Genomic DNA, 21367 nt, shown 5'->3' with positions numbered 1-21367 from the left:
ACTGCCGCGCCGCCGACATGAGCGTGTCGACTACAGCGACGCGGCCGTCTCCAGTGCCAGCGTGATCGCTCGCTCGACGTTGTTCTTTGCCTTCTCGGGCAGTTCCTCGTCGTCGGTCTCGCCCTTCTGGGTCCCCTCGACGAGGTTGCCGTCGACGGTACAGATCGCGCCAGCGGCCATCCCCTTGCGACGGGCCAGCGAGAACAGCGCGGCGGCCTCCATCTCGACGGCCAGCAGGCCCGCCGCTTCCCACGCCGAAACGTACTCGTCGGTCTCGGCGTAGAAGGCGTCGTCCGTCGCGATCGGACCGACGTGGACGGACTCGCCGTTGGCCTCGGCGGCCTCGACCAGCGCCGACAGCACCGCGTAGTCCGGCACGGCCGGCACCGTCTCGGCCTCGTATCGCTCGGTCGTCCCCTCGTCTTTGGCCGCGCCCGTGGCGACGACCATGTCGCCGATCTCGATGTCGGACTGGAGCGCGCCCGTCGTGCCGACCCGGATGACCGTCTCGACCCCGACGGCGTGGAGTTCCTCGATCGCGATCGCCGCCGACGGCGAGCCGATGCCGGTCGAGCAGATCGTCAGGTCGCAACCCTCGTAGGTCGCGTTGACGACCTTGTACTCGCGGTTCCGGGCGACCGTCGTCGCCTCGTCACACTGGGCGGCGATCCGGTCGACGCGGCCCGGATCGCCGGGAACGAGCGCGATGTCGTTCAGATCGCCGTCCTCGACGAGCAGGTGGGGCTGCTTTGCCATGTCCGTCGGGAGGGGCGACGGCGACTAAAATAGCCGTGCTTTGGCTCGACCCAAACAGATAATGTCTGTGAGTATGAACATACGCCTATGCCACAGCTCGAAGTCCACCTCAGCGTCGACGCGGAGAGCGAACCGACAGTCTACCACGTCGACGGCGATCTGAAGCGCCCCGGCGAGGCGATTCAGGCCGCCAAAGAGCTGGCGGCCGAGGACGGGCACGAGGAGATCGCGCTCGAAGAGGTGAAGCTGGCCGAGACGGCCTGATACGGTTTATTGTAGTTGCTTGCCGGTGATCGTCGCCACGGAGTAGACGATCACCGGTAAATCGCTACAATAATCCGTATGATACGGACGGATGTAGCGAGGTGCCGGTGAGCGCCCCCCTCGGGGGAGCGACCGCTCGGCTTCCGAACGGCAGGCAACTCGTTCGACGGTCGTCGCGCGCGACAGCGACGCCGTCAGAACGCCGGTGCCAGGAACAGGAACAGATTGTTCGTGGCCGGCCCCATTCCGACCGCGGCGATGAGCGAGAAGACGAGCGCCCCCTCGGTCGGCTCGTCGGCCAGATAGCGGTTGAACGAGACGACGATCGCGGCCGCGATCACCAGCTTCACCAGCAGGAACAGCCACCCGACACCGAGCAGGTCGGCCGTCGGGAGCTGGCCGGCGAACTCCATGATCAGACGCGGCAGCGGCGACTGCTCGCTGGCCCCGACCACGTCGGCACCGATCGCGGTCGAGACGCCGTCGAGCGCGTGGGCGAAGACGACGACCGGACCCGCGTACCGCGTCCGGACGAACACGGGCGTGCGCCACAGGCTGATCGCCAGCACCACCAGCGCCGTCACGGCCAGCGCGACGATCAGCGACACCGCCGGCCACACCGGCGAGAACGTCGGCTGTGCGATCGACTGCCAGATGCGGACGACGACCAGCACGACGAAGATCGCCGTCCCGACCAGCCCGAGATTGCGGACGACGGTGTCTTCGTTTCCCCGGACGATACCGACGGCCTGGAGAGCGAGCCAGACGCCGCCGGTCAGGAGGAGGGTCGTCAGGTACACCGCTGGCGTCCCGAACAGCGGTTCGTACAGGGGCGGGTACAGCGCCAGCTGCTCGAAGGCGTGGAAGGCACCGCCGATCGCCATCCACGGCAGCAGGGACACCACTGCCCGCTGGTCGATCTCGGGTTCCGCGGCCGAGAGCAGTGCCGTCACCAGCCCGGCCCCACCGAGCAGGACGACGAGATACGGGAGCGGCGGCAGCGCGAAGCTCGTCGGTAGGATCTGCATATCCCGCCAACCGTCGCCGAGGGGCGAAAGTGTTCCGACCTTCGGTGGCGGCTCGGTCGCCTGGCCGACGCCACGACCGCGTCGCCGTCGGGAGGCTTACGTGGCGACCCGCCAATGGGTGACTATGGACACCGTCCCCGAGCGCATCGAACACACGGTGCTGGGACCGACGACGCGGTGGGCCGACGTACAGACAGTGCTCGACGAGGCGGCCCAACACGGACTGCGAGCCTGTATCCCACCGTGTTACGTCGAACGGGCCGACGAGTACGCGGACGTACCGCTCAGCACGGTCGTGAACTTTCCCCACGGCCAGGGCGCGACCGACGCCGTCGCGGCGGAAGCGACGGAGGCGTGGGACGACGGTGCCGACGAGATCGACGTGGTCTGTAACGTCGGCCAGCTGAAGGCCGGTGCCGACGCGGCCGTCGAGGAGACGATCTCGGAAGTGGTCGCGGCCGTGCCGATCCCGGTGAAGGTGATCGTCGAAGCGCCGCTCCTGACCGACGGCGAGAAGCACCGGGCCGGCGAGATCGTCGCGGAGGCCGGTGCCGAGTTCTGCAAGACGGCGACGGGTTTCTCCGACGGTGGCGCGACGGTCGCCGACGTGGAACTGTTGAGCCAGTACCGGCCGGTCAAGGCCAGTGGCGGCGTCGGCTCCTGGGAGCGAGCGAAGGCCATGTTCGACGCCGGGGCCGAGCGCATCGGCGCGTCGAGTGGCGTGACGATCGCCGAGGAGTGGCGGGCCGCCGAGGGCGGTGAGGACGCGTGAGCGTCCTCGATCGCTTCCGCCTCGACGGACAGACGGCGATCGTCACCGGCGGCAACCGCGGGATCGGCCGAGCGATCGCACAGGCGCTGGCAGAAGCCGGGGCCGACGTGGCGATCGGCAACCGCGACGCCGAGAGCGGCCGGCGGGCGGCCGAGGAGATCGAGGCCGCGACCGACGCGACCGTGCGGGCCTACGAGGCCGACGTGACCGACGAAGCGCAGGTCGAGGCGCTGGTCGAGGCGACGGTCGAGGCGTTCGGAGGGGTGGACGTGCTCGTGAACAACGCCGGCATCACCGTCCACGCGCCCGCCGAGGAGATGACCGTCGAGCAGTTCCAGCGCGTCGTCGACGTGAACCTCACCGGGACCTTCCGGTGTGCGAAACACGCTGGCCGGGCGATGCTCGACACTGCCGATCAGAACGACGAGAGCGCCCGCGGCGGCGTCGGCTCGATCGTCAACCTCTCGTCGATGTCTGCCCGCGTCGCCAACTACCCCCAGCACCAGGTCGCGTACAACGCGACGAAGGGTGCCGTCGATTCGTTCACGCGACAGCTGGCCTCGGAGTGGGCCGACGACGGCATCCGCGTCAACGCCGTCGCACCGGGCTACGTCCGCACCGATCCGGTCGACGAGGCGCTGCGCGAGGACCCCGAACTGGAAGCGCTGTGGAAATCGGAGATGCTCCTCGACGAGATGGCTCGCCCCGAGGACATCGCGCCGCTGGTGGTCTACCTCGCCAGTGAAGCCTCGTGGTACGTCACCGGCTCGTCGGTGCTGATCGACGGCGGCTACACGGTGCGGTGAGCGAGCTTCGTCGCCCGATCGGGCGAAAACTGACAGACGGCGGCCTCTTCTCTACGCGCGTTTGAGAACCTCTAGCTGCCGTTTTCCCGACCGAGACTGTTTTCCCTCGTGACCGGCTAGGCCGCCCGTGACCGACGCCGAACAGACACCCGCTCGCGACGACGAACTGACGAGTCACGGATACCACATCACGCTCGACGACGGCCGCGACTCGTTTTTCGCCCTCTCGATCGAAGACGAACAGAGCGACGACGCCTGGCTGATGTCAGACACCGTGCGTGCGCTCGACGAGATGCGCTAGCAAATCGAGGTGATTCTCCGCCAGCTGCTGTCGCTACCACGCCGACAGTCACTGTACCGAACACTCACCTATAGTAGCCATTGAAAATCAATGCACACCCGATCGCACGACTGCAGTGCGATCGGTGTGTAAATCGTTTCAATTGTTACTATAGTGCGGCCCTCGAAAGCCCTCGGCTCGCTCCGGGGATCTGTGACGGATAACCTCACTCGTCCGAGAACGATTCCGTCGTGCTTTTGGCCGCGAGGGACAAGAGTCGGGTAACGCAGCGCATGGCCCAGTATCACATCGAGACGTACGGGTGTACGTCAAACCGCGGCGAGACCCAGGAGATCGAGCAGGCGCTTCGCGAGGGGGGCCACTACCCCGCCGACGGGCCCGAGGAGGCCGACGTGGCGATCCTCAACACCTGTACCGTCCTCGAGAAAACGGAGCGCAACATGCTTCGACGGGCCGAGGAACTCGACGCGGAGACGCCCGGAGATCTGGTCGTCACCGGCTGTATGGCGCTGGCACAGGGCGAGGAGTTCCGCGCGGCCGACGTTGACGCCGAGGTGCTCCACTGGGACGACGTGCCCCAGCACGTCCTCAACGGCGAGTGTCCGACGGTCACGCCCGATACGGAGACCGTGCTCGACGGCGTCGTCGGCATCCTGCCGATCGCGCGTGGCTGTATGTCCGACTGTTCCTACTGTATCACCAAGCAGGCGACCGGTCGGATCGAGTCGCCGTCGGTCGAGGAAAACGTCGAGAAGGCCCGAGCGCTGGTCCACGCCGGTGCGAAGGAGCTCCGCGTCACGGGCCAGGACACCGGCGTCTACGGCTGGGACACCAATCAGGGCGAGAGCCTGCTGCCCGAGCTGCTAGAGCGGATCTGCACCGAGATCGACGGCGAGTTCCGGGTCCGGGTGGGGATGGCCAACCCGAAGGGCGTCCACGGCGTCCGCGAGGAGCTGGCCCGCGTCTTCGCCGAGCACGACGAGCTGTACAACTTCCTGCACGCGCCGGTCCAGTCCGGCAGCGACGACGTGCTCGCGGACATGCGCCGCCAGCACGCCGTGGGCGAGTACGTCGCGGTCGTCGACACCTTCGACGAGTACCTGGACTACTGGACGCTGTCGACCGACTTCATCGTCGGCTTCCCCAGCGAGACGGAATCTGACTTCCAGCAGTCGATGGCGCTACTGCGCGAGACCCGCCCGGAGAAGATCAACGTCACCCGCTTCTCGAAGCGTCCCGGCACGGACGCCGCCGACATGAAGGGGCTGGGCGGCCAGATCAAGAAGGACCGCTCGAAGGCGATGTCCGAGCTGAAGATGGACGTGACCGGCGACGCCTACGAAGCCATGCTCGGCGAGCAAAAGCGGGTCCTCCTGACCGAAGACGGCACCGACGACTCGCTGGTGGGCTACGACGAGGCGTACCGACAGGTCGTCGTCGTCGACGCACAGCAGCGCGGGCTCGAAGTCGGCGACTTCGTCGACTGCGAGATCACCAGTCACAACACCGTCTACGCGTTCGGCGAACCGATATAAGCTGGGAGCTGTATCGCGACGAGCATCACGACCGTCGCGACCGCGGCGACCGCCGTCGCCCGACGCCGCGAGAGGTCGTAGGTCGCGTCCAGCGCGCCGGTCCAGACGTAGCCGATCCACAGCGTCACCGCCACCGAGGAGAGCGAACTCACGTCGATCAGTCCCCGGCCGTTGAACGTCACCATCGTCCCCTCGACGCCGCTGGTGCCGTGGAGGACGCCGTTCAGCGTCGCACCGGGCGTCGTCGCCAGCTGCCAGGCCGCGACGAGCGCGACGAGCGGGTAGACGACGACGTAGGGGGCGTGAGACCAGCCGACGAAGGCCAACAGCCGCCTGAACCGTCCCCTGCCACCCGCGAGACGCGCGGCCCCGTGCAGCAGTGCCGTCGTCACGACCCAGCCGACGAGGACGACGAGGATCCCGCCCACGGTGCCGATGGCGAACCAGATCGGCAGCCGCGCGGTCTGGGAACCGATGACGAACTCGACGGTCGCGATGTCGGACGAGAGCCGCCGTTGCAGGGCGACGTAGACCGGGAACGCAGTCGCGATACTGCTCGCGCCGACCAGGAACACGAGGACGAGCGGCTGGACCAGCGAGAGCCGCTCGCCGGCCGCCTCGAACGCCGTTCTCGGCCGGACGAGCAGCGTGGCGAGAGACACGTCCATCGCCAACAGTTCCGACACCGCACCGGAAATAGTTACCGCCAGACGCGTTCCGAGTCGTCGCGCCGGAATCACGACCCCCACACCGGCGACAGATCAGTCCCGGAGTGCCTCGACCGGACGGGCGTTAGCCGCTTTCCAGGCGGGATAGAGGCCGCTGAGGAAGCTGGCACCCGTCCCGAAGAGGAAGCCAAGCACCGTGTACTGCAGGGCTTGCCCGGAGAAGGCGAGGGGGTCCGAGAGGAGCTGCGCGTTCATCACCATCCCCAGGCCGACGCTGATGAGCACGCCGAAGATCGAGCCGACGACGCCCAGCAGCGCCGCTTCGTACAGCATCAGCTTGACGATGTCGAGGCGGTGGTAGCCGACCGCCCGGAGGACGCCGATCTCCTCTTTGCGCTCGATCGTGCTCATGAGCATCACGTTGAGGATGCTCACGGACGCGACCAGCAGCGAGATCCCGCCGACAGCGAGCAGGAACGTCCGGATGAGGCCGATCTGCTGGTTGAACTGTTCGAGGGCGGACTCGGCGTCGAAGACGCTGTAACGAGTCCGGCGGTCGCTGTTGAGGTTCTCGTCGATCCGATCGCTGATGGCGAACGCCTGCTGGGGCGTCTCCCCTCGGATGAGGACCTGCGACGCGCCGTCACCGAGTTCGCCCGGCGGCAGGACGACGGCATCGCCCGTCGAGACGAACGAGGCGCGGCTCGACTCGGCCAGCACGGCGACGACGCGCCGGCTCTCGCCGTCGACCTGCACGCTGTCCCCGGGTTGGACGCCGAGCGTCTCCGCCAGTTCGTTCCCGATCGCGACACCAGAGCGCCAGTTCTGCGGGATCTGGCCCGACTCCGCGGTGACGAACACCTCTGGATCTGAGAGCGACACCAGCGAGGCGCTCGTCGTCTCCTGTAATCCGGTCACTTCCCCCCGGCCGCGGGTGAGCGTGTAGACATCGCCGTTACCGGCGTAGCGTTCGATCTCGGCGACCTGTTCCCGACGGAGCAACCCGAACTCCGAGTCTTCGCCGGGACCGACGGCGACGGTCCGGATCGCGTCGTCGGACGTGTCGAGAAACGACTGTTCGAGCGTGGCTCCGAACATCCCCAGCGAGGCGATCGCGACCACGCCGATCGTGATCCCCGCCATCGCGAGGATCGTCCGAGCGCGTGCCCGCGAGAGGTTGTTCCGGGCGAACGCCAGGAACGGCGAGAACCGCGCGAGCGGGCTCTCAATCATCGTCTAACCTCCCGTCGACGAGCCTGATCGTCCGGTCGGCGAAGTCGGTCACCTGCTCGTCGTGGGTGACGGTGAGGATCGCGACGCCCTCGTCGGTGATCTCGCCGAACACGTCCAGTACCTGCGCGCCGGTGTCCTGGTCGAGGTTCCCCGTGGGCTCGTCGGCCAGCAGGATGTCGGGATCGTTGATCAGCGACCGCGCGACGGCCACGCGCTGTTTCTGCCCGCCGGACAGCTCGTTTGGGTAGTGGTCGAGTCGGTCGCCCAGCCCGACGCGTTCGAGCAGTTCGTCGGCCCGCGCCTGCAGATCCGACCGATCGTCGCGGACGAGTCCGGGGACGGCGACGTTCTGGCGCGCGGTCAGCGTCGGCACCAGGTAGAAGCTCTGGAAGATGAATCCGACGGTCTCGCGTCTGAGGTCCGTCCGTTCGCGCTTCGAGAGCGTCGACAGTGCCGTCCCGTCGACGGTGACGCTGCCCTCGGAGGGCTCGTCGAGCAGGCCCAGCAGGTTCAGCAGGGTCGACTTCCCGCTCCCGCTGGGGCCGACGACGGACGCGAACTCACCGGCGTTCACGTCGACGGAGACGCCGTCGAGCGCACGCAGCGTCTTGTCGCCGGACTCGTAGATCTTCACCGCGTCGGTGGCGCTGATGACGCTCATCGGTATCGTCGGTATCCGAGCCCGCCGGCCACCACGACGAGCACGACGCCACCGATCAACACGATCGGGACCGAGGAGTCCCGCTGGGATTGCTCGGCGGCGGGTCCGGTCGCCCGCGGCGTGTACGGGACGGTCGTCGTCGTGTCGATGCGCTGGCCGTTGACGCGATAGCTGACCTCGACCGGAACCGAGACGGTCTCGTTGGTGTCGCCGGTCAATCGAGCGTCGACCTGGAAGGACTTGAACTCGCTCTGGGCCACGTTGCCGGCGAAGTAACTCGACTGGGACTGGGCCGGCTGGATCCGTTCGTTCTGGCCGACCGAGACTATCACGGCGGAGACGTTGCTCGTTCCGAGGTTACTGGCGCTGCCCCGGACGGTGAGCCGACTGCCGGTCTGTTCGATGCGGACGCCGGTGAGATTGACCTTGCCGCTCGAGCTGAAGTCTTCCTGAACGGTCACCGTTCGCGTCACCTCCTGGCCGTCGAGACGGTACGCGACCGTCAGTGGGATCGTGGCGGTCGTCGTGTCGTCGGGTACCGTCGCACCGAGCTGGAAGTCACTGGAGGTGCTGGCGTCGAGCCTGCCGACGAACGCGCTGGACTGGGCCTCGCCGAGGCTGTACGGACCGTCCTCGACGGTGACGGTGACGCCCGAGACGTTCGTCTCACCGGCGTTGTTGGCCTGCCCGGAGATCTGCAACTCGCCGTCGGCACCCGACACGTCGATGCCGCTCAGCGAGACCTCACCGGGGTTCTCGGCGCTGTCGGCCGTCGTCGTCAGTTCGCGCGTGACGCTCTTGAACTCGCCGTCGTTGGTCGTGTACGTGACCGCCGCCTCGACCGTCTTCTCGCCGGGCTCGACGTCGCTCGCGGGGAGCTTCAGCGTCGTCTCCGCGCCCGAGGCGAGCTGTGAGACGACGTGTCGATCCTCGTCGAACTGGATGTCTCCCGCGGACACGTCGACCGTAACGGCTCGGATGGGTTCCGTGCGAGCGTTCGAAACAGAGAGGTCGAACGTCGCGTCACCGTCGGCACCGATATCGCCGCCGGACAGCGACAGCGCGGGGTCGGTCTCGCCGGCAGTGACGGTCACGTTGCGTTCGAAGTTGACGACATCACCGTCCGAGAGGACCTGGACGTGGAGGACGAACTGCTGCTGGCCGCTCTCCTCGATGTCGACCCCGAGATCCCGCGTCGTCGACTCGCCGGGCTCGATCGTGCTCGACTCGTCGGTCGAGTTGTACAGCGTGCTGTTGTCGGCGGTCGTCTCGCGCACTTCGACCGAGCGCAACTGGAAGCTGGAGCTTCCGGCCTCCGGATTCGAGACGGTCGTGCTGATCGTCACGGTGTCGCCCGGCGCGGGTCGGTCCGGCGTCGTGGTGGTACTGATCGAGACGACGCCGGTGCTGGCACCCGTGACGGGACCGACGGCGAGTGCGACGGTCCCGACGACGAGCAATCCGACGAGACACAGCGAGCGGAGCCGTTTCATCGGGCACCTCCGGCGATGGGTAGACAGCGTCGGGCGGAAGGCGTATCGGTCGTCCTGCGGGGCGCGTTCGGCGACTTCGATGGCGTAGTCATTCCGTTTTCGCCTTTGGCCCCCGAATAAAAATACCACCCCCCACAGCTTCTCGGCGTGAAAGTGTGCCGGGCCGTTTTTTATACTCCCCCGTCGATCACGGATATGAACCGTGTCTGGAACCGCCCCGTCACTCGCCACGCCGACGTGACTGATGAGCGAGGAGCCAGGGATCGAGACCGTCGCCGAACTCCTCGACGACGAGTACGCACGGGAGATTCTCGCCGCGACGAGCACGGAACCGATGTCGGCAGAGGAACTGGCCGACGCCTGTGACGCCTCGCCGCCGACCGTGTACCGCCGGCTCGAACGGCTGCGCGAGCAAGACCTCGTCGTCGCCCAGCAACAGCTCGATCCCCAGGGCCACCACTACGACGTGTTCCGGGCTCAGCTGTCCCGCGTCACGGTCGATCTGGCGGACGGCGAGTACAGCATCGACATCGAACGCCGCGAACCCGACGCGGCCGACCGCTTCACCGAACTGTTCGAGGGGCTCAAATGACGACCGAACCACTGGCGACACACGCCGCGAGCGGGTCGACGCCGCTCCAGTCGACGGCCTCGCCGGGACAGCTGCTCGTCTTGCTGTTCTTCCTGGGGTTCGTCCTCTCGGTCGTCCTCTCGATCATCATCCTCATCAAGGGCGTCCAGAGCTACCGGCGCACCCACGACTCGGCGCTGCTGGGCATGGCTGCGGGCATCCTGCTGTTGAGCGGCGTGCCGCTCGTGGTGAATCTGATCCTGGGCAACACGACGGGAGCCAGCACGGAGACGATCCGGATCGTCACGGACCTGACCAGACTGAGCGGGCTCGGTCTGATCCTGTTCGTCATCTACCGCACACAGCGATGACTCGACACACGACACCACTGCCGACAGCGGGGGCGAGTAGCCGTGAGTGAACTCCTCCAGACGTCGCTGGCGCTGACGACGGTGACCGCGCTCCTGACGGCGGTCGTGGGCGGCTTCGTCGCCTACCAGGCCTACCGGGGCTACCGGCGCAACGCCAGCCGTGCGATGCTGTCCCTGGCCGTCGGCATCCTGCTGTTGACGACGATTCCGTTCGTGCTGAAACAGCCCCTCGTCCTCCTCTCGCTGGCGACGACCGCCGAGGCGGAGCTGCTCGCCCAGACGTGTCGAATCGCCGGACTGCTGACCGTGCTGTACGCGTTTACCGGCGCTTAGTCGACGAGGCGGTCCACGTCGGCGTCGGCTTTCCACTCGCCCAGTTCCTTGGGGTCGACGTGGACGAACACGTCGTCGACCTCCGGCAGTTCCTGGATCGCCTCGATGACGGCGGTCTCGATGTCGTGGGCCTCGAACAGCGTCTTGTCGCCCTCGACCTCGACGTGGAGGCTCACGTCGATCTCCGGGCCGACGTAGTGGGCGATCACGTCGTGGGCACCCTCCACGTCGTCCTGTTCGAGCGCGCGGCGGACGATCTCCGCCCGCAGCTCCTCGGGCGGGGCAGCACCGACGAGGTAATCGAGGTTGTCCCGGACGACCTCGACGCCGGTGTAGATGATGCCCACGGAGACGACCATCGCGGCGATCGGGTCCAGGACCGGGTAGCCAAGCGTCGCGCCGACGACGCCGACGAGGGCCGCGGCTGCCGTGAGAATGTCGTTGCGGTTGTCCAGTGCCGTCGCGACCAGCGCGGGAGAGTTGTGGTCTCGCCCGGCGGACAGACAGTACCGATACAGGGCGTACTTCAGCACGCCGGAGAAGACGAGGACGCCGACGGCGGCGGGGCCACGGCTCACGCCGACGTCGCCCGACAGCAGCGAGCTGGCGGCCTGCCAGAGGATGATCCCACCGGCAGCGAAGATCCCGACGGCGACGAACAGCGAGACGAACGGCTCGATCCGCTCGTGGCCGTGGGGGTGCTCGAAGTCCGGCGGCTGTGTCGTCAGGTAGAGCCCGGCGACGATGACGAGGCTGTAGGCGGTGTCGGCGAGGCTGTTGACCGCCTCGGAACCGACGGCCAGGCTCCCGGTCTCCGCCCAGACGACGCCCTTCAGGAGCGCGAGGGCGAGATTCGCGCCCAAGATGACGAGACCGACCCGGCGGAGTACGTCCCGACGTGACATCACGTCGTCGTTGCGCCGGGGGTGACTAAGCCGCTTCGCTCGCGTCGACGCCGTCTGGAGAACCGATCCCAGTGATCTCGAAGGAGGCACCGGTGGCCGTTCTCGAACCGGATTCCGAGTCCGTGTGTCCGTCGGGGGCGTCGTCGGCCGCTCGCCCCGACACCGTGATCTCCCAGCCGTGGGCGTCGACGATCTCGCTGACGATCGCCAGTCCGAAGCCGGTCCCCCCGTCGGTCGTCGAGTAGCCGGACTCGAACACCGCCTCGCGCTCGTCGACCGGGATGCCGGGACCGTCGTCTGCGAGGTAGAATCCGTTGCCGTCCGGTAGTCGCCCGACTCGAACGGTCACGTCGTCACCGCCGTGTTCGACCGCGTTCCGAAAGAGGTTCTCCAGCAGTTGACGGAAGCGGTCGGGATCGGCGACGAGATCGAGATCGGTTTCGACGACGAGATCGGCGTCGCCGGCCTCGATGACCTCCCAGCACGACGCCGCCAGCGACGCGAGCGAGATCGGTTCGGTCTCGTCGATGGGCTGGCCCTGCCGGGCGAGCGAGAGCACGTCGTCGATGAGCGTCTCCATCCGGTCGAGCGCTCGCTCCCCGCGGTCGAAGTGCGAGGGGTCGCCGGTCTCGCGAGCCCCCTCGAACGCGCCCCGCAAGACCTGCAAGGGGTTCCGGAGGTCGTGAGAGACGACGCTGGCGAACTCTTCGAGGCGCTCGTTCTGGCGCTGGAGTTCGCGTCGGTCGCGTTCGCGCTCCGTGATGTCGGTAAAGAGCACGAGCCGACCGACCGGTGACCGTCCGGCCGCGAACGGGCTCTCGGTGAGCTGGTAGTATCGGGTTTCCTCGCCGTCACGAACGGACAATACGCCCGACTCGGAGTCGAGCACCTCGGCGACGGACGGAACGACGCTCCACAGCGGTTTCCCGATCACGTCCGGCCGGGTGAGCGCGGGAAAGAGGTCGGCCGCCGCCGCGTTGTACTCGCGGAGCTGATCGCGTTCGTTCACGATGACGATGGGCTTGTCGTCTCCCTCCGCGAGCCCGATCGCCTGAAACCGCTCGTGGAAGACGAACGAGACGCCGACGGCGAAGACCGCGACACCGAGGGGTTCGTGGCTCACGTCGGCGAGCAGCGGGGTCGCGTGGCCCACGAGGTTGAGCAGGAGAGGAACAGCCGTCACCCCGACGAGGAGGCCGAAAGACCACGTCTGGTAGCTGACCTGTCGGAGCCGCTCGAAGAGCATGAAGTATCCGACGGCCGTCAGCGCGTAGCAGAGTCCGACGACGACCCAGTGCAGCGGCTCGTGTGTCACCGCCATGTGTGGGAACGGTTCCGTCGCTGTCCGGGTCGCGAAGTACAGGCCGTGATAGTTCGTGACTTTCACGGCGACGATCGCAAGGAAGATCGCGACGGCCGCGCGTCGTAGACCGGTGCTGCGATGCAGCGTCCGACCGGTGAAAGCCGAGCAGAAGTAGAGCCACGCACCGACCGTCGCGAGGCCGACGACGAGGCCGGCGACGTAGAACGCGGTTTTGAGCTGGGGGTCTGGCACGAGGAAGTAGCCCAGATACGAGAGCGCCCAGCCGCCGCTGGCCAGGAGCAGCGCCGTCAGTCCACGCCGCGTGCCCGGCTCTTCGAGCTGTTGGACCCGGTCGATGCTCACGAAGCAGGCCAGTGTTGCCACAGCGAACACCAGGAGATAGCCCGCGTAGGTGAGGTCACCAGCCAACTGAATGATCACTCGAAGACTCCGTCTGTTGCAGTGCTCACCGCCCGACGATCATGACATTATCGCTCCCGACAGTTCGAGCCACGTTCGGACCCGAACGCGACGGCGGTGTCGTCGTCGACGACCGTGGCGTCGTCCTGGGCCGCGAACCCTTCGTGAACGCGGTCGTACGTGTCTTCGAGACCCTCGACGATCACCTGCGTGTCGCTGATCACCGGCATGAAGTTCGTGTCTCCCTCCCAGCGGGGGACGACGTGGGTGTGGAGGTGATCCTCGATCGAGCCGCCCGCGGGTCCCCCACCGAGGTTCAGCCCGGCGTTGAAGGCGTCCGGGTCGAGCGACGCCTCCAGGGCGTCGAACGTCCGCTGTTTCAGTCGCCCGTGCGCGAGCAACACCTCCTCCGGGAGGGCTCGATAGTCGCCCGTGTGCTGGTAGGGGATGACCATGAGGTGGCCGGGACTGTACGGCGCGTTGTTCAGCAACACGTAGGCGTGGTCGTTGCGGGCGACGACTCTGTGCTCCCGGTCGTCGTCGCGCTCGGGCAACGCACAGAACACGCAGTCGACGTCCGGGTTCTTCTCCTCCCGTTCGACCCACTCGATCCGCCACGGCGCGAACACCTGTTCCATGGCCGTGGATCGGCCGCGAGACGGTAAATCGCTTTGCCACAGGACGGGAGAAAGTAGTATTTAACTCTTGTTGCCGTTCACGGACTGTTATCCACCGAGACGGAGCCAGAGATAACTATAAACAATCTGGACCCCTCTAAGACAGTACTGCTGCGTATTCGGCCGCCGTATTGCGATAAAACGGTCTAAACGGCCCCGAACTGTGGGGGGTTTTTATGCGCATCTCTCGCGTTAGTCGAACTGGGATGGCAGTCACAGACACCGACACCCACATGTCGGAGACGTGCTCGACGTGTGAACGAACGACGCCACACGACGTCTCCGTCCAGATACTGACCGAAAGCACCAAATCGAAGAACGCAGCGTTCTCGCGGGAACCGTATCGCGTCAGTGAGTGTCGAGTCTGTGGCACCACGACAGAGACGCGAATGAACAACGCCTGACGGAGTATTGTCGGTCTGCACCGGATCGATCGCACGACGACGTGCGGTCGACCGGGAAAACGGCGACGAGAAGCCGTACGCGACCGACATCCCGGCACCACCCACCACCCACGCCACCTTCTGAGCGCTCACCGTCGAGCGCCAGCGTACTCGACGGCAGTCCACCGAGAGCGCGTCAGTCGAGACGCGTCGTCACTTCACAGCCGTCGGCTACCACCTTTTTCCACTGCGGGTCGTTCGCTACGCTCACGACCCCTCGTGGAAAAACCTGGGGGAAAAAGCCGATCGCTCCTCCGTCGCGACCGGTGCTACAGCCGCGTCGTCACTTCACAGCCGTCCTCGGTGACGATGACGGTGTGTTCTCTCTGGCTGACGAGTTCGCCCTCGGCTTCCTGGAGGACCGGATAGCCGTGAACGATGTCTTGCTGTTTCAGGCGACGGAGCGCCATCCCCGGACGGGACACGTCGAGCCACCGGGCCGCGAACGGCAGGGTCCTGAACTCCTCGGTGATCTGGTTCAGCGCCTGTCGGGCCTCCCGGTTGCGGACCGACCCCTCCCGTTCCAGCGAGAAGATCTCCTCTGTCGCGCCCTCGTTTACCTTCCCCGTCCCGGTCGTGGCGAACGGCTCGATCGCGACGACCTGTCCCGCCTCCAGGGTCGCACCGCCGGGAATCGACCGGTTGGGGACGTTCGGCTCGGTGTGTTGCTCCCAGTGGCCCAGCCCGTGGCCCGTCAGGTTGACCACCGGGTTGTAGCCGTACCCCTCGATGACGTCCTCGATGACGGCACCGATTTCGCCGGTCTGGACGCCGGCCTCGACGGCGTCCAGTGCCGCGTCGAGGGCCTCGTCGGCGGCGGTCTTCAGCTCGTCGTTGCCCGAGAGATCCACCGTGACGGCCGTGTCTGCCAGCCACCCGTCGATGTGGACGCCGATGTCCAGTTTCACCATCTGCTCGCCGACGGTGCGGTCGTCGTCCGGCCCGGCGGCCCCGTGGGCGGCCTCGTGGTCGACGCTGACGTTGACCGGGAAGGCGGGCTCGCCGCCCAGTTCCCGGATCCGGTCTTCGGCCCACTGGGAGATTTCGAGGTAGCCGGTCCCCACTTCGAGTCGATCGGCGGCCTCGTTGCGCACCTGTGCCAGGATCTCTCCGGCCTCGCGATGTTTCTCGTACTTCTCGGCGGCCAGGTCCACGTCTGTCATGGGAGTGGGTTCGGAACTGTGGGGCAAAGGGTTTGCCGTTGTACGTGAATAGGGGTGTAATGGCTACCAACCGTGAGGGACCGATCTACGCCAGCACGCTCCTGTGGGGGCTCGTGCTCCTGGCGACGGCCGCCGTCATCGTGGCGCGCGACCTCTGGTCGGGTGTCGTCGTCTTCGCGAGTGCCGGCGCGGCCGTGGCCCTCATGACCGCGTTGCTCGCCGTCGTCGACCGGTTCGATCGCGAACCCCAGTACGACAACAAGCTCGACCCCTGGGACGAGTAGCGACCTGCCCTACCGCGTGGCCGTCTGCATCGCGTCGGTGTTTTCGGCCGCTCCGACGCGGCCGGCGCGGTCGAGGACGATCACGCCCGCTCGGCCGCCGATCGCGTCCGCGAAGGCGTCCACGGCCGTCTGGGCGGCCTTGCTCGGGTCGTGTCGATCCAGCGCCCGGACGGCCTCCTTCGCGAGTCCGAACCGAGCGATCGCCTCTCCCTCGCCGGTCGCGCTCGCACCGCCTCGCTCGTCGGCGTAGACACCCGCCCCGAGCTGTGGCACGTCGCCGACGCGGCCCGCCAGCGCGAACCACCGGCCGCCCGTCGAGGTCGCGGCCGCCACTCGATCGCCGTCGGTCGCGACCGCACCGACCGTGTCGTGGCTCGCACCGAACCGCTCGCGGACCCACGCCAGTTGCTCGGCGGCGTCTCCGTCCGGCGGATCGGCCGCCTGCCAGCGCTCCCGCGTGTCGTCCGTCCACAGATCCGCGTCCGTCTCGACGCCGACCGCGTCCGCGAACTCGACGGCGCGATCCCCGGCCAGCAAGACGTGGGGCGTCTCCGTCGCGACCGCTCGCGCCACGTCGACGGCGTGTTCGACACCGGGCATCGCGCAGGCGGCCCCGGCGAGACCGTCGTCGGTCATCACGCTCGCGTCCGTCCGGACGACGCCGTCGCTCTGGACGGTGCTTCCGACGCCAGCGTTGAAGCGGGGGTTCGACTCCAGGACGGCGACCGCGTCCCGGACTGCGTCGAGTGGCGACGCGGCGTCGCTGCCCGCACGAGCGGCGTCGTCGAGGACCGCCTGCCGGGCCGTGGGTTCGTCGGGGGCCGATCCAGCGCCGCCGTGGACGATCAGATCCATATGGGGGTCGAGCGCCGCCACGGCCAAAAGCGACCGGGCGAACGAAGCGGAGAGGGCCTGTGTTCCCTGTTACCACGCCCTCGCGGAAAGCGGCACTCCTTTAGGCGCGACTTTCGATTGGCCGGGTATGAGCTACGATTACGACAAGGTCGAGGTGCCTGCCGAAGGCGAGAAGATCGAGGTCGTCGACGAGGACAACGACGAACTCGATATTCCTGAGAATCCGATCGTCCCCATCATCCACGGGGACGGCATCGGGAAGGACGTGGGACCGGCCGCCCAGAAGGTCCTGGAGGCCGCCGCGAACGCCACAGGCCGCGAGATCTCGTGGATGCGCGTCTTCGCTGGCGAGTCCGCCCGAGAGAAGTACGACGAGAACCTCCCCGACGACACCGTCAACGCGATCGACGAGCACCGCGTCGCCATCAAGGGGCCGCTGACGACCCCGGTCGGCGCTGGCTTCCGCTCGCTCAACGTCGCGCTGCGCCAGACGCTCGACTTCTACTCGAACGTCCGACCGACCTACTACCTCGACGGCGTCCCGTCGCCGATGAAAGCGCCCGAGGAGATGGACATGGTCACCTTCCGTGAGAACACGGAAGACGTCTACGCCGGCATCGAGTGGGAGGCCGGCACCGAAGAGGTCGAGCAGGTCCGGGAGTTCGTCGAGGAGGACATGGGCTTCGACGACGTGATGCACGACGGCCCGATCGGCATCGGCATCAAGCCGATCACCGAGTTCGGTTCCAAGCGGCTGGTCCGCAAGGCCATCGACTACGCCATCGAGCACGACCGCGACAAGGTCACGCTCGTCGGCAAGGGCAACATCATGAAGTTCACCGAGGGCCAGTTCACCGAGTGGGGCATGGAAGTCGCCGACGAGGAGTACCCCGACGACGAGGTCTTCGCCGCGCCCGACTCTCTCTGGGAGACCCAGGACGAGATCGACATTCCCGAGGACGCCGTCATGGTCGAGTCCAGACTCGCCGACGCGATGCTCCAGTGGATGCAGCTCCGGACCGACGAGTTCAGCGTTCTCGCCATGCCGAACCTCAACGGCGACTACCTCTCGGACGCCGCCGGCGCACAGATCGGCGGCCTCGGCATCGCGCCCGGCGCGAACTTCGGTGACGCCCGCGTGCTCGCAGAGCCCGTCCACGGCTCGGCCCCGAAACGCGCCGGCCAGAACATGGCCAACCCGACCGCGATGATCCTCTCGGGCCGTCTGATGTTCGACTACATGGGCTGGAAGGACGCAGCCGACCTCGTTCGCGACGCCGTCGAGGAGACGATCTCCTCGGGCACGGTCACCTACGACCTCGAACGCCAGCTCGAAGACGCCGAGAAGCTCGGCACCGAGGAGTACTCGGACGCCATCGTCGAAAACATCGAAAAGTTGGCCTAAGGCCAACTTTTCGTGCGCCCGGAAATCGGAGACTTCCGGGAACATCGAGAAGCTTGCGTACGCAAGCTTCTCGGGCTTTCGCGGCGTAGCCGCGAAAACATCGAGAAACTGTCGTAGACCGTTTCTCGTCCTCTGACGGCTGCGCCGTCAGAACATCGAAGAACTGGCCTGAAGACGATTTTTCGGGCAGTCAGAACGTCCTGCGTTCTGAGGACATCGAGAAGTTCGCGTAAGCGAGTCGCCTGGCTCGCGTAGCGTCACCGCGTGAACGGCGAGACGCTCGCGCCACCGACGTCGTCGCCGTTCGACTGTTCTCTCGTCTCGGATCGGTGCGATCGTCCACAGCAGTCCCTGCAGACTGGACACATCCATTCCCGTCCGTTCACTTTCTCGCCCGACTGGCACGGTCTCGCCAGACGCCGCCCAGTTCGATACACATCTACAACTCTTTATATAAAAATACAGTGGAAATGTACTAATACGTGAGGGTTCGTGGCTAGTGTTGACTGGCGTGTGATCCGTCAGTTCGAGTACAGGGAGACGATCGACGACGGACGCTTCGGATCGCAACGGCCCGGTTGGGGGATGTGGACACCGTGCGGTCGCGCGGACTATCGGTCGGCCCGACCCGGCCAGCGAGCGACTGCCGAAGGCGACATTCGAACACATGAGAGAGACACGACGCAACATCCTACGGAAGGCATCGGCACTGTCTGCGCTGGCGATCGGCGTCAGCGGGACCGCATCGGCAGCAGATTGCAGCGACGTTCAGCAGTGGCAATCCGGCACCGCCTACAACGGCGGCGACCGCGTCGTTTACGACGACGTTCTCTGGGAAGCCGAGTGGTGGACCCAGGCCAACGAACCCGAAGAGAGCGACTCGGTCTGGACGAAGATCGGCGACTGTAGTGGCGACACCGAGAACGAGGCTCCGGTCGCGTCGTTCACGGCGAGCATCAGTACACCCGCGCCGGGCGAGTCCGTCACCTTCGACGCGTCGGGCTCGTCCGATCCGGACGGCTCCGTGAGTTCGTACGCCTGGGACTTTGGCGACGGCGACACGGCGACCGGACAGACCGCGAGTCACACGTATGGCTCTGCAGGCGATTACACGGTCACACTCACCGTCACCGACGACGACGGCGCGAGCGGGACGGCATCGACGACGGTGTCCGTCTCGGAAAGCGACAACGAGGCTCCGAACGCGTCGTTCACCGTCTCGCCGTCCTCGCCGACGACGGGCGAGTCGGTGACCGTCGACGCTGCCGACTCCTCGGACGCCGACGGGTCGATTTCGTCGTACGCCTGGGACTTCGGCGACGACGCGACCGCCAGCGGTCAGACCGCGACCCACACGTACGACTCGTCGGGCGAGTACACGATCACACTCACCGTCACCGACGACGACGGTGCGACCGACACCAACGCGACGACAGTCAGCGTCGGCGGCGACGGCGGCGAGTGTAGCGGCGTCTCGGAGTGGGACTCCGGAACGACGTACACCGGCGGCGACCAGGTCATCTACGACGGCACGCTCTGGGAAGCCAAGTGGTGGAGCAAGGGCGACGAGCCCAGTAGCGATGGAGGCCCCTGGAAGCAGATCACCGCCTGTGGGCCGCCCGAGCCAGTCACGAAGACGCTGGCCGATCTCGTGCCGAAGCCGGGCGACATCACGACCGCCGACGACGGCTTCGAGATCACGTCCTCGACGACGATCGTCGCCGAGGGCAGCGGGACCGAAGTCGGACAGTACCTCGCCGACCTGCTGGGGCCGGCGACCGGCTTCGATCTGTCCGTCGAGAGTGGCTCGTCCGCGTCCGCGGACAGCATCGCGCTGTTGCTCAACGGCGCTCCCTCGTCGGTCGGCGACGAGGGCTACGAGATGAGCGTCGACAGCGACGGCGTCACGATCCGAGCCAACGAGGCCGCGGGGCTGTTCTACGGCGTCCAGTCGCTTCGCCAGGTGCTCCCGGCGGCGGTCGAGGCCGACACCGATCAGTCCGTCGACTGGGTCGTCCCCGGCGGTTCGGTCACCGACACACCGCGCTTCGAGTACCGCGGCGCGATGCTCGACGTGGCACGGCACTTCTTCGACAAGTCGGTCGTCAAGGAGTTCATCGACCAGGTGGCGGCCTACAAGATCAATCACCTGCACCTGCACCTGACCGACGACCAGGGCTGGCGTATCGAGATCGACGACTGGCCGAACCTCACCGACGAAGGGGCAGACTCGGAGGTCGACGGCGGGCCCGGCGGCTACTTCACGAAGGCCGACTACCAGGAGATCATCCAGTACGCGCAGGATCGCCACATGACGGTCGTCCCGGAGATCGACATGCCCGGCCACACCGGGGCGGCCCTGGAGTCGTACGCGGAACTGAACTGTGACGACACGAAACGCGAGGAAGACACCGGCATCAACGTCGGCGACACCACGCTGTGCATGGACGACGAGCACAAGGAGACGAGTCTCCAGTTCGCAGCCGACGTCATCAGCGCGGTCGCCGAGATGACGGACGGCCCGTACTTCCACGTCGGAGGCGACGAAGCCGACGTGCTGTCGGATGCCAAGTACGAGGAGTTCATCGACGCGGTCCTCCCGATGATCGAGGACGCCGGAAAGACCCCCATCGGATGGCACCAGATCGCCAGCACGGAGCCCGTTACGTCTGCGCTCCTCCACTACTGGGGAACCGACGCACAGGCCCCGGAGGTCGCGGCCCGGGCCAGCGAGGGCAACGACGTCATCGCCTCGCCCGCCCACCTCGCGTACCTCGATCAAGACTACAACTATCAGGACGGTGTGGGCCAGGACTGGGCGGGACCGGTCTCGGTCGAGGACGCCTACACCTGGGATCCGGGCAGCTACATCGACGGCGTCGACGAGTCCTCGGTCGCCGGCGTCGAGGCACCGCTGTGGACGGAGTTCGTCGAGACCCAGGACGACATCGAGTACATGGTGTTCCCGCGGCTGGCGGCCATCGCGGAACTGGGCTGGTCGTCGTCGTCCGATATCGGCGACTTCGACGCGTTCAGCCAGCGTCTGGCCCTGCAGGGCCCACGCTGGGCGCAGGCGAACGTCAACTACTACCAGTCTGATCTGGTCGACTGGCAGTAGCC

General features: G+C 66.8%; 23 protein-coding genes. 12 read left to right on the top strand and 11 right to left on the bottom strand.

Annotated elements, in window-relative coordinates; genetic code table 11:
- Positions 1-30: 30 nt before the first annotated feature.
- Positions 31-756 (bottom strand): nucleoside phosphorylase, encoded by a 726-nt coding sequence (locus HMUK_RS07280; RefSeq protein ID WP_015762487.1) that lies wholly within the window; start codon positions 754-756, stop codon positions 31-33.
- An 87-nt stretch (positions 757-843) separates the two neighbouring features.
- Between HMUK_RS07280 and HMUK_RS17560 the strand changes: the two genes are divergently transcribed.
- Complete coding sequence (locus tag HMUK_RS17560) at positions 844-1020, top strand: hypothetical protein (protein ID WP_015762486.1); 177 nt, start codon at positions 844-846, stop codon at positions 1018-1020.
- Between the two features lie 194 nt (positions 1021-1214).
- Here the strand turns inward: HMUK_RS17560 and HMUK_RS07275 are convergent, their stop codons facing one another.
- Positions 1215-2048, bottom strand: coding sequence for a DUF63 family protein (locus HMUK_RS07275; RefSeq protein WP_015762485.1), 834 nt, complete (start codon positions 2046-2048; stop codon positions 1215-1217).
- 124 nt (positions 2049-2172) lie between these two features.
- Here HMUK_RS07275 and deoC point away from each other — a divergent pair, with 124 nt between their 5' ends.
- From deoC to HMUK_RS07260, 4 genes are all read left to right on the top strand, one after another.
- Positions 2173-2820 (top strand): deoxyribose-phosphate aldolase, encoded by a 648-nt coding sequence (gene deoC, locus HMUK_RS07270; RefSeq protein ID WP_015762484.1) that lies wholly within the window; start codon positions 2173-2175, stop codon positions 2818-2820.
- Positions 2817-3626 (top strand): SDR family NAD(P)-dependent oxidoreductase, encoded by an 810-nt coding sequence (locus tag HMUK_RS07265; RefSeq protein WP_015762483.1) that lies wholly within the window; start codon positions 2817-2819, stop codon positions 3624-3626. Before deoC ends, HMUK_RS07265 begins: the two co-directional genes overlap by 4 nt.
- A 127-nt stretch (positions 3627-3753) precedes the next feature.
- Complete coding sequence (locus tag HMUK_RS17555) at positions 3754-3927, top strand: hypothetical protein (RefSeq protein ID WP_015762482.1); 174 nt, start codon at positions 3754-3756, stop codon at positions 3925-3927.
- Between the two features lie 272 nt (positions 3928-4199).
- Positions 4200-5462, top strand: coding sequence for a tRNA (N(6)-L-threonylcarbamoyladenosine(37)-C(2))-methylthiotransferase (locus HMUK_RS07260; protein WP_015762481.1), 1263 nt, complete (start codon positions 4200-4202; stop codon positions 5460-5462).
- Here HMUK_RS07260 and HMUK_RS07255 read toward each other — a convergent pair.
- The 4 genes from HMUK_RS07255 to HMUK_RS07240 all read right to left on the bottom strand — a co-directional run bounded on the left by HMUK_RS07255 (position 5438) and on the right by HMUK_RS07240 (position 9517).
- The gene (locus HMUK_RS07255; RefSeq protein WP_015762480.1) at positions 5438-6130 is read right to left on the bottom strand and encodes a Yip1 family protein; all 693 of its coding nucleotides are present in this window, start codon (positions 6128-6130) and stop codon (positions 5438-5440) included. The two genes, HMUK_RS07260 and HMUK_RS07255, sit on opposite strands and share 25 nt — an antisense overlap.
- A 93-nt stretch (positions 6131-6223) precedes the next feature.
- Positions 6224-7363: an ABC transporter permease gene (locus HMUK_RS07250; protein ID WP_015762479.1), complete on the bottom strand. Its 1140-nt coding sequence runs from the start codon at positions 7361-7363 to the stop codon at positions 6224-6226.
- Positions 7356-8024, bottom strand: a complete 669-nt coding sequence (locus HMUK_RS07245) for an ABC transporter ATP-binding protein (protein ID WP_015762478.1) — start codon at positions 8022-8024, stop codon at positions 7356-7358. Before HMUK_RS07245 ends, HMUK_RS07250 begins: the two co-directional genes overlap by 8 nt.
- Entirely contained in the window at positions 8021-9517 is a 1497-nt protein-coding gene (locus HMUK_RS07240; RefSeq protein ID WP_015762477.1) for a COG1361 family protein, read from the bottom strand. Before HMUK_RS07240 ends, HMUK_RS07245 begins: the two co-directional genes overlap by 4 nt.
- Before the next feature lie 244 nt (positions 9518-9761).
- On the opposite strand from HMUK_RS07240, the gene HMUK_RS07235 reads away from it, so the two are divergent.
- The 3 genes from HMUK_RS07235 to HMUK_RS07225 are packed head-to-tail and all read left to right on the top strand — an operon-like array spanning position 9762 to position 10792.
- Positions 9762-10109: an ArsR/SmtB family transcription factor gene (locus HMUK_RS07235; protein ID WP_015762476.1), complete on the top strand. Its 348-nt coding sequence runs from the start codon at positions 9762-9764 to the stop codon at positions 10107-10109.
- The gene (locus tag HMUK_RS07230) at positions 10106-10459 is read left to right on the top strand and encodes a hypothetical protein (protein ID WP_015762475.1); all 354 of its coding nucleotides are present in this window, start codon (positions 10106-10108) and stop codon (positions 10457-10459) included. Before HMUK_RS07235 ends, HMUK_RS07230 begins: the two co-directional genes overlap by 4 nt.
- 42 nt (positions 10460-10501) lie before the next feature.
- A complete protein-coding gene (locus HMUK_RS07225) occupies positions 10502-10792 on the top strand; it encodes a DUF7521 family protein (protein ID WP_015762474.1) in 291 nt (96 codons plus the stop codon).
- Here HMUK_RS07225 and HMUK_RS07220 read toward each other — a convergent pair.
- Genes HMUK_RS07220 through HMUK_RS07210 form a run of 3 tightly spaced genes read right to left on the bottom strand, consistent with a single transcriptional unit; the run spans position 10789 to position 14058 of the window.
- Positions 10789-11697 (bottom strand): cation diffusion facilitator family transporter, encoded by a 909-nt coding sequence (locus tag HMUK_RS07220; protein WP_015762473.1) that lies wholly within the window; start codon positions 11695-11697, stop codon positions 10789-10791. The genes HMUK_RS07225 and HMUK_RS07220 overlap by 4 nt on opposite strands.
- Before the next feature lie 25 nt (positions 11698-11722).
- On the bottom strand, positions 11723-13441 hold the full coding sequence (locus HMUK_RS07215; RefSeq protein ID WP_015762472.1) for a sensor histidine kinase: 1719 nt from the start codon (positions 13439-13441) through the stop codon (positions 11723-11725).
- 47 nt (positions 13442-13488) lie between these two features.
- Positions 13489-14058: an HIT family protein gene (locus tag HMUK_RS07210; RefSeq protein ID WP_015762471.1), complete on the bottom strand. Its 570-nt coding sequence runs from the start codon at positions 14056-14058 to the stop codon at positions 13489-13491.
- A gap of 245 nt (positions 14059-14303) precedes the next feature.
- Between HMUK_RS07210 and HMUK_RS17890 the strand changes: the two genes are divergently transcribed.
- Positions 14304-14501 carry a DUF7835 family putative zinc beta-ribbon protein gene (locus HMUK_RS17890; RefSeq protein ID WP_015762470.1) on the top strand — a complete coding sequence of 66 codons (198 nt, stop codon included), beginning with the start codon at positions 14304-14306 and terminating at the stop codon, positions 14499-14501.
- Between the two features lie 308 nt (positions 14502-14809).
- Here the strand turns inward: HMUK_RS17890 and map are convergent, their stop codons facing one another.
- Positions 14810-15703: a type II methionyl aminopeptidase gene (gene map / locus HMUK_RS07200; RefSeq protein ID WP_015762469.1), complete on the bottom strand. Its 894-nt coding sequence runs from the start codon at positions 15701-15703 to the stop codon at positions 14810-14812.
- A 59-nt stretch (positions 15704-15762) separates the two neighbouring features.
- Here map and HMUK_RS07195 point away from each other — a divergent pair, with 59 nt between their 5' ends.
- On the top strand, positions 15763-15987 hold the full coding sequence (locus HMUK_RS07195; protein ID WP_015762468.1) for a hypothetical protein: 225 nt from the start codon (positions 15763-15765) through the stop codon (positions 15985-15987).
- Between the two features lie 9 nt (positions 15988-15996).
- Here the strand turns inward: HMUK_RS07195 and HMUK_RS07190 are convergent, their stop codons facing one another.
- On the bottom strand, positions 15997-16842 hold the full coding sequence (locus HMUK_RS07190; RefSeq protein ID WP_015762467.1) for an isoaspartyl peptidase/L-asparaginase: 846 nt from the start codon (positions 16840-16842) through the stop codon (positions 15997-15999).
- Positions 16843-16969: 127 nt separating this feature from the next.
- On the opposite strand from HMUK_RS07190, the gene icd reads away from it, so the two are divergent.
- Both icd and HMUK_RS17140 read left to right on the top strand, forming a co-directional pair.
- Positions 16970-18247 carry an NADP-dependent isocitrate dehydrogenase gene (gene icd / locus HMUK_RS07185; RefSeq protein ID WP_015762466.1) on the top strand — a complete coding sequence of 426 codons (1278 nt, stop codon included), beginning with the start codon at positions 16970-16972 and terminating at the stop codon, positions 18245-18247.
- 667 nt (positions 18248-18914) lie between these two features.
- Positions 18915-21365, top strand: coding sequence for a family 20 glycosylhydrolase (locus tag HMUK_RS17140; protein ID WP_015762465.1), 2451 nt, complete (start codon positions 18915-18917; stop codon positions 21363-21365).
- The last annotated feature ends 2 nt before the right edge of the window (positions 21366-21367 follow it).

This window comes from Halomicrobium mukohataei DSM 12286 (assembly GCF_000023965.1).
Taxonomy (GTDB): domain Archaea; phylum Halobacteriota; class Halobacteria; order Halobacteriales; family Haloarculaceae; genus Halomicrobium; species Halomicrobium mukohataei.
The sequence above is the reverse complement of the archived record's forward strand: the minus strand, read 5'-3'. Positions and strand labels throughout refer to the sequence as shown.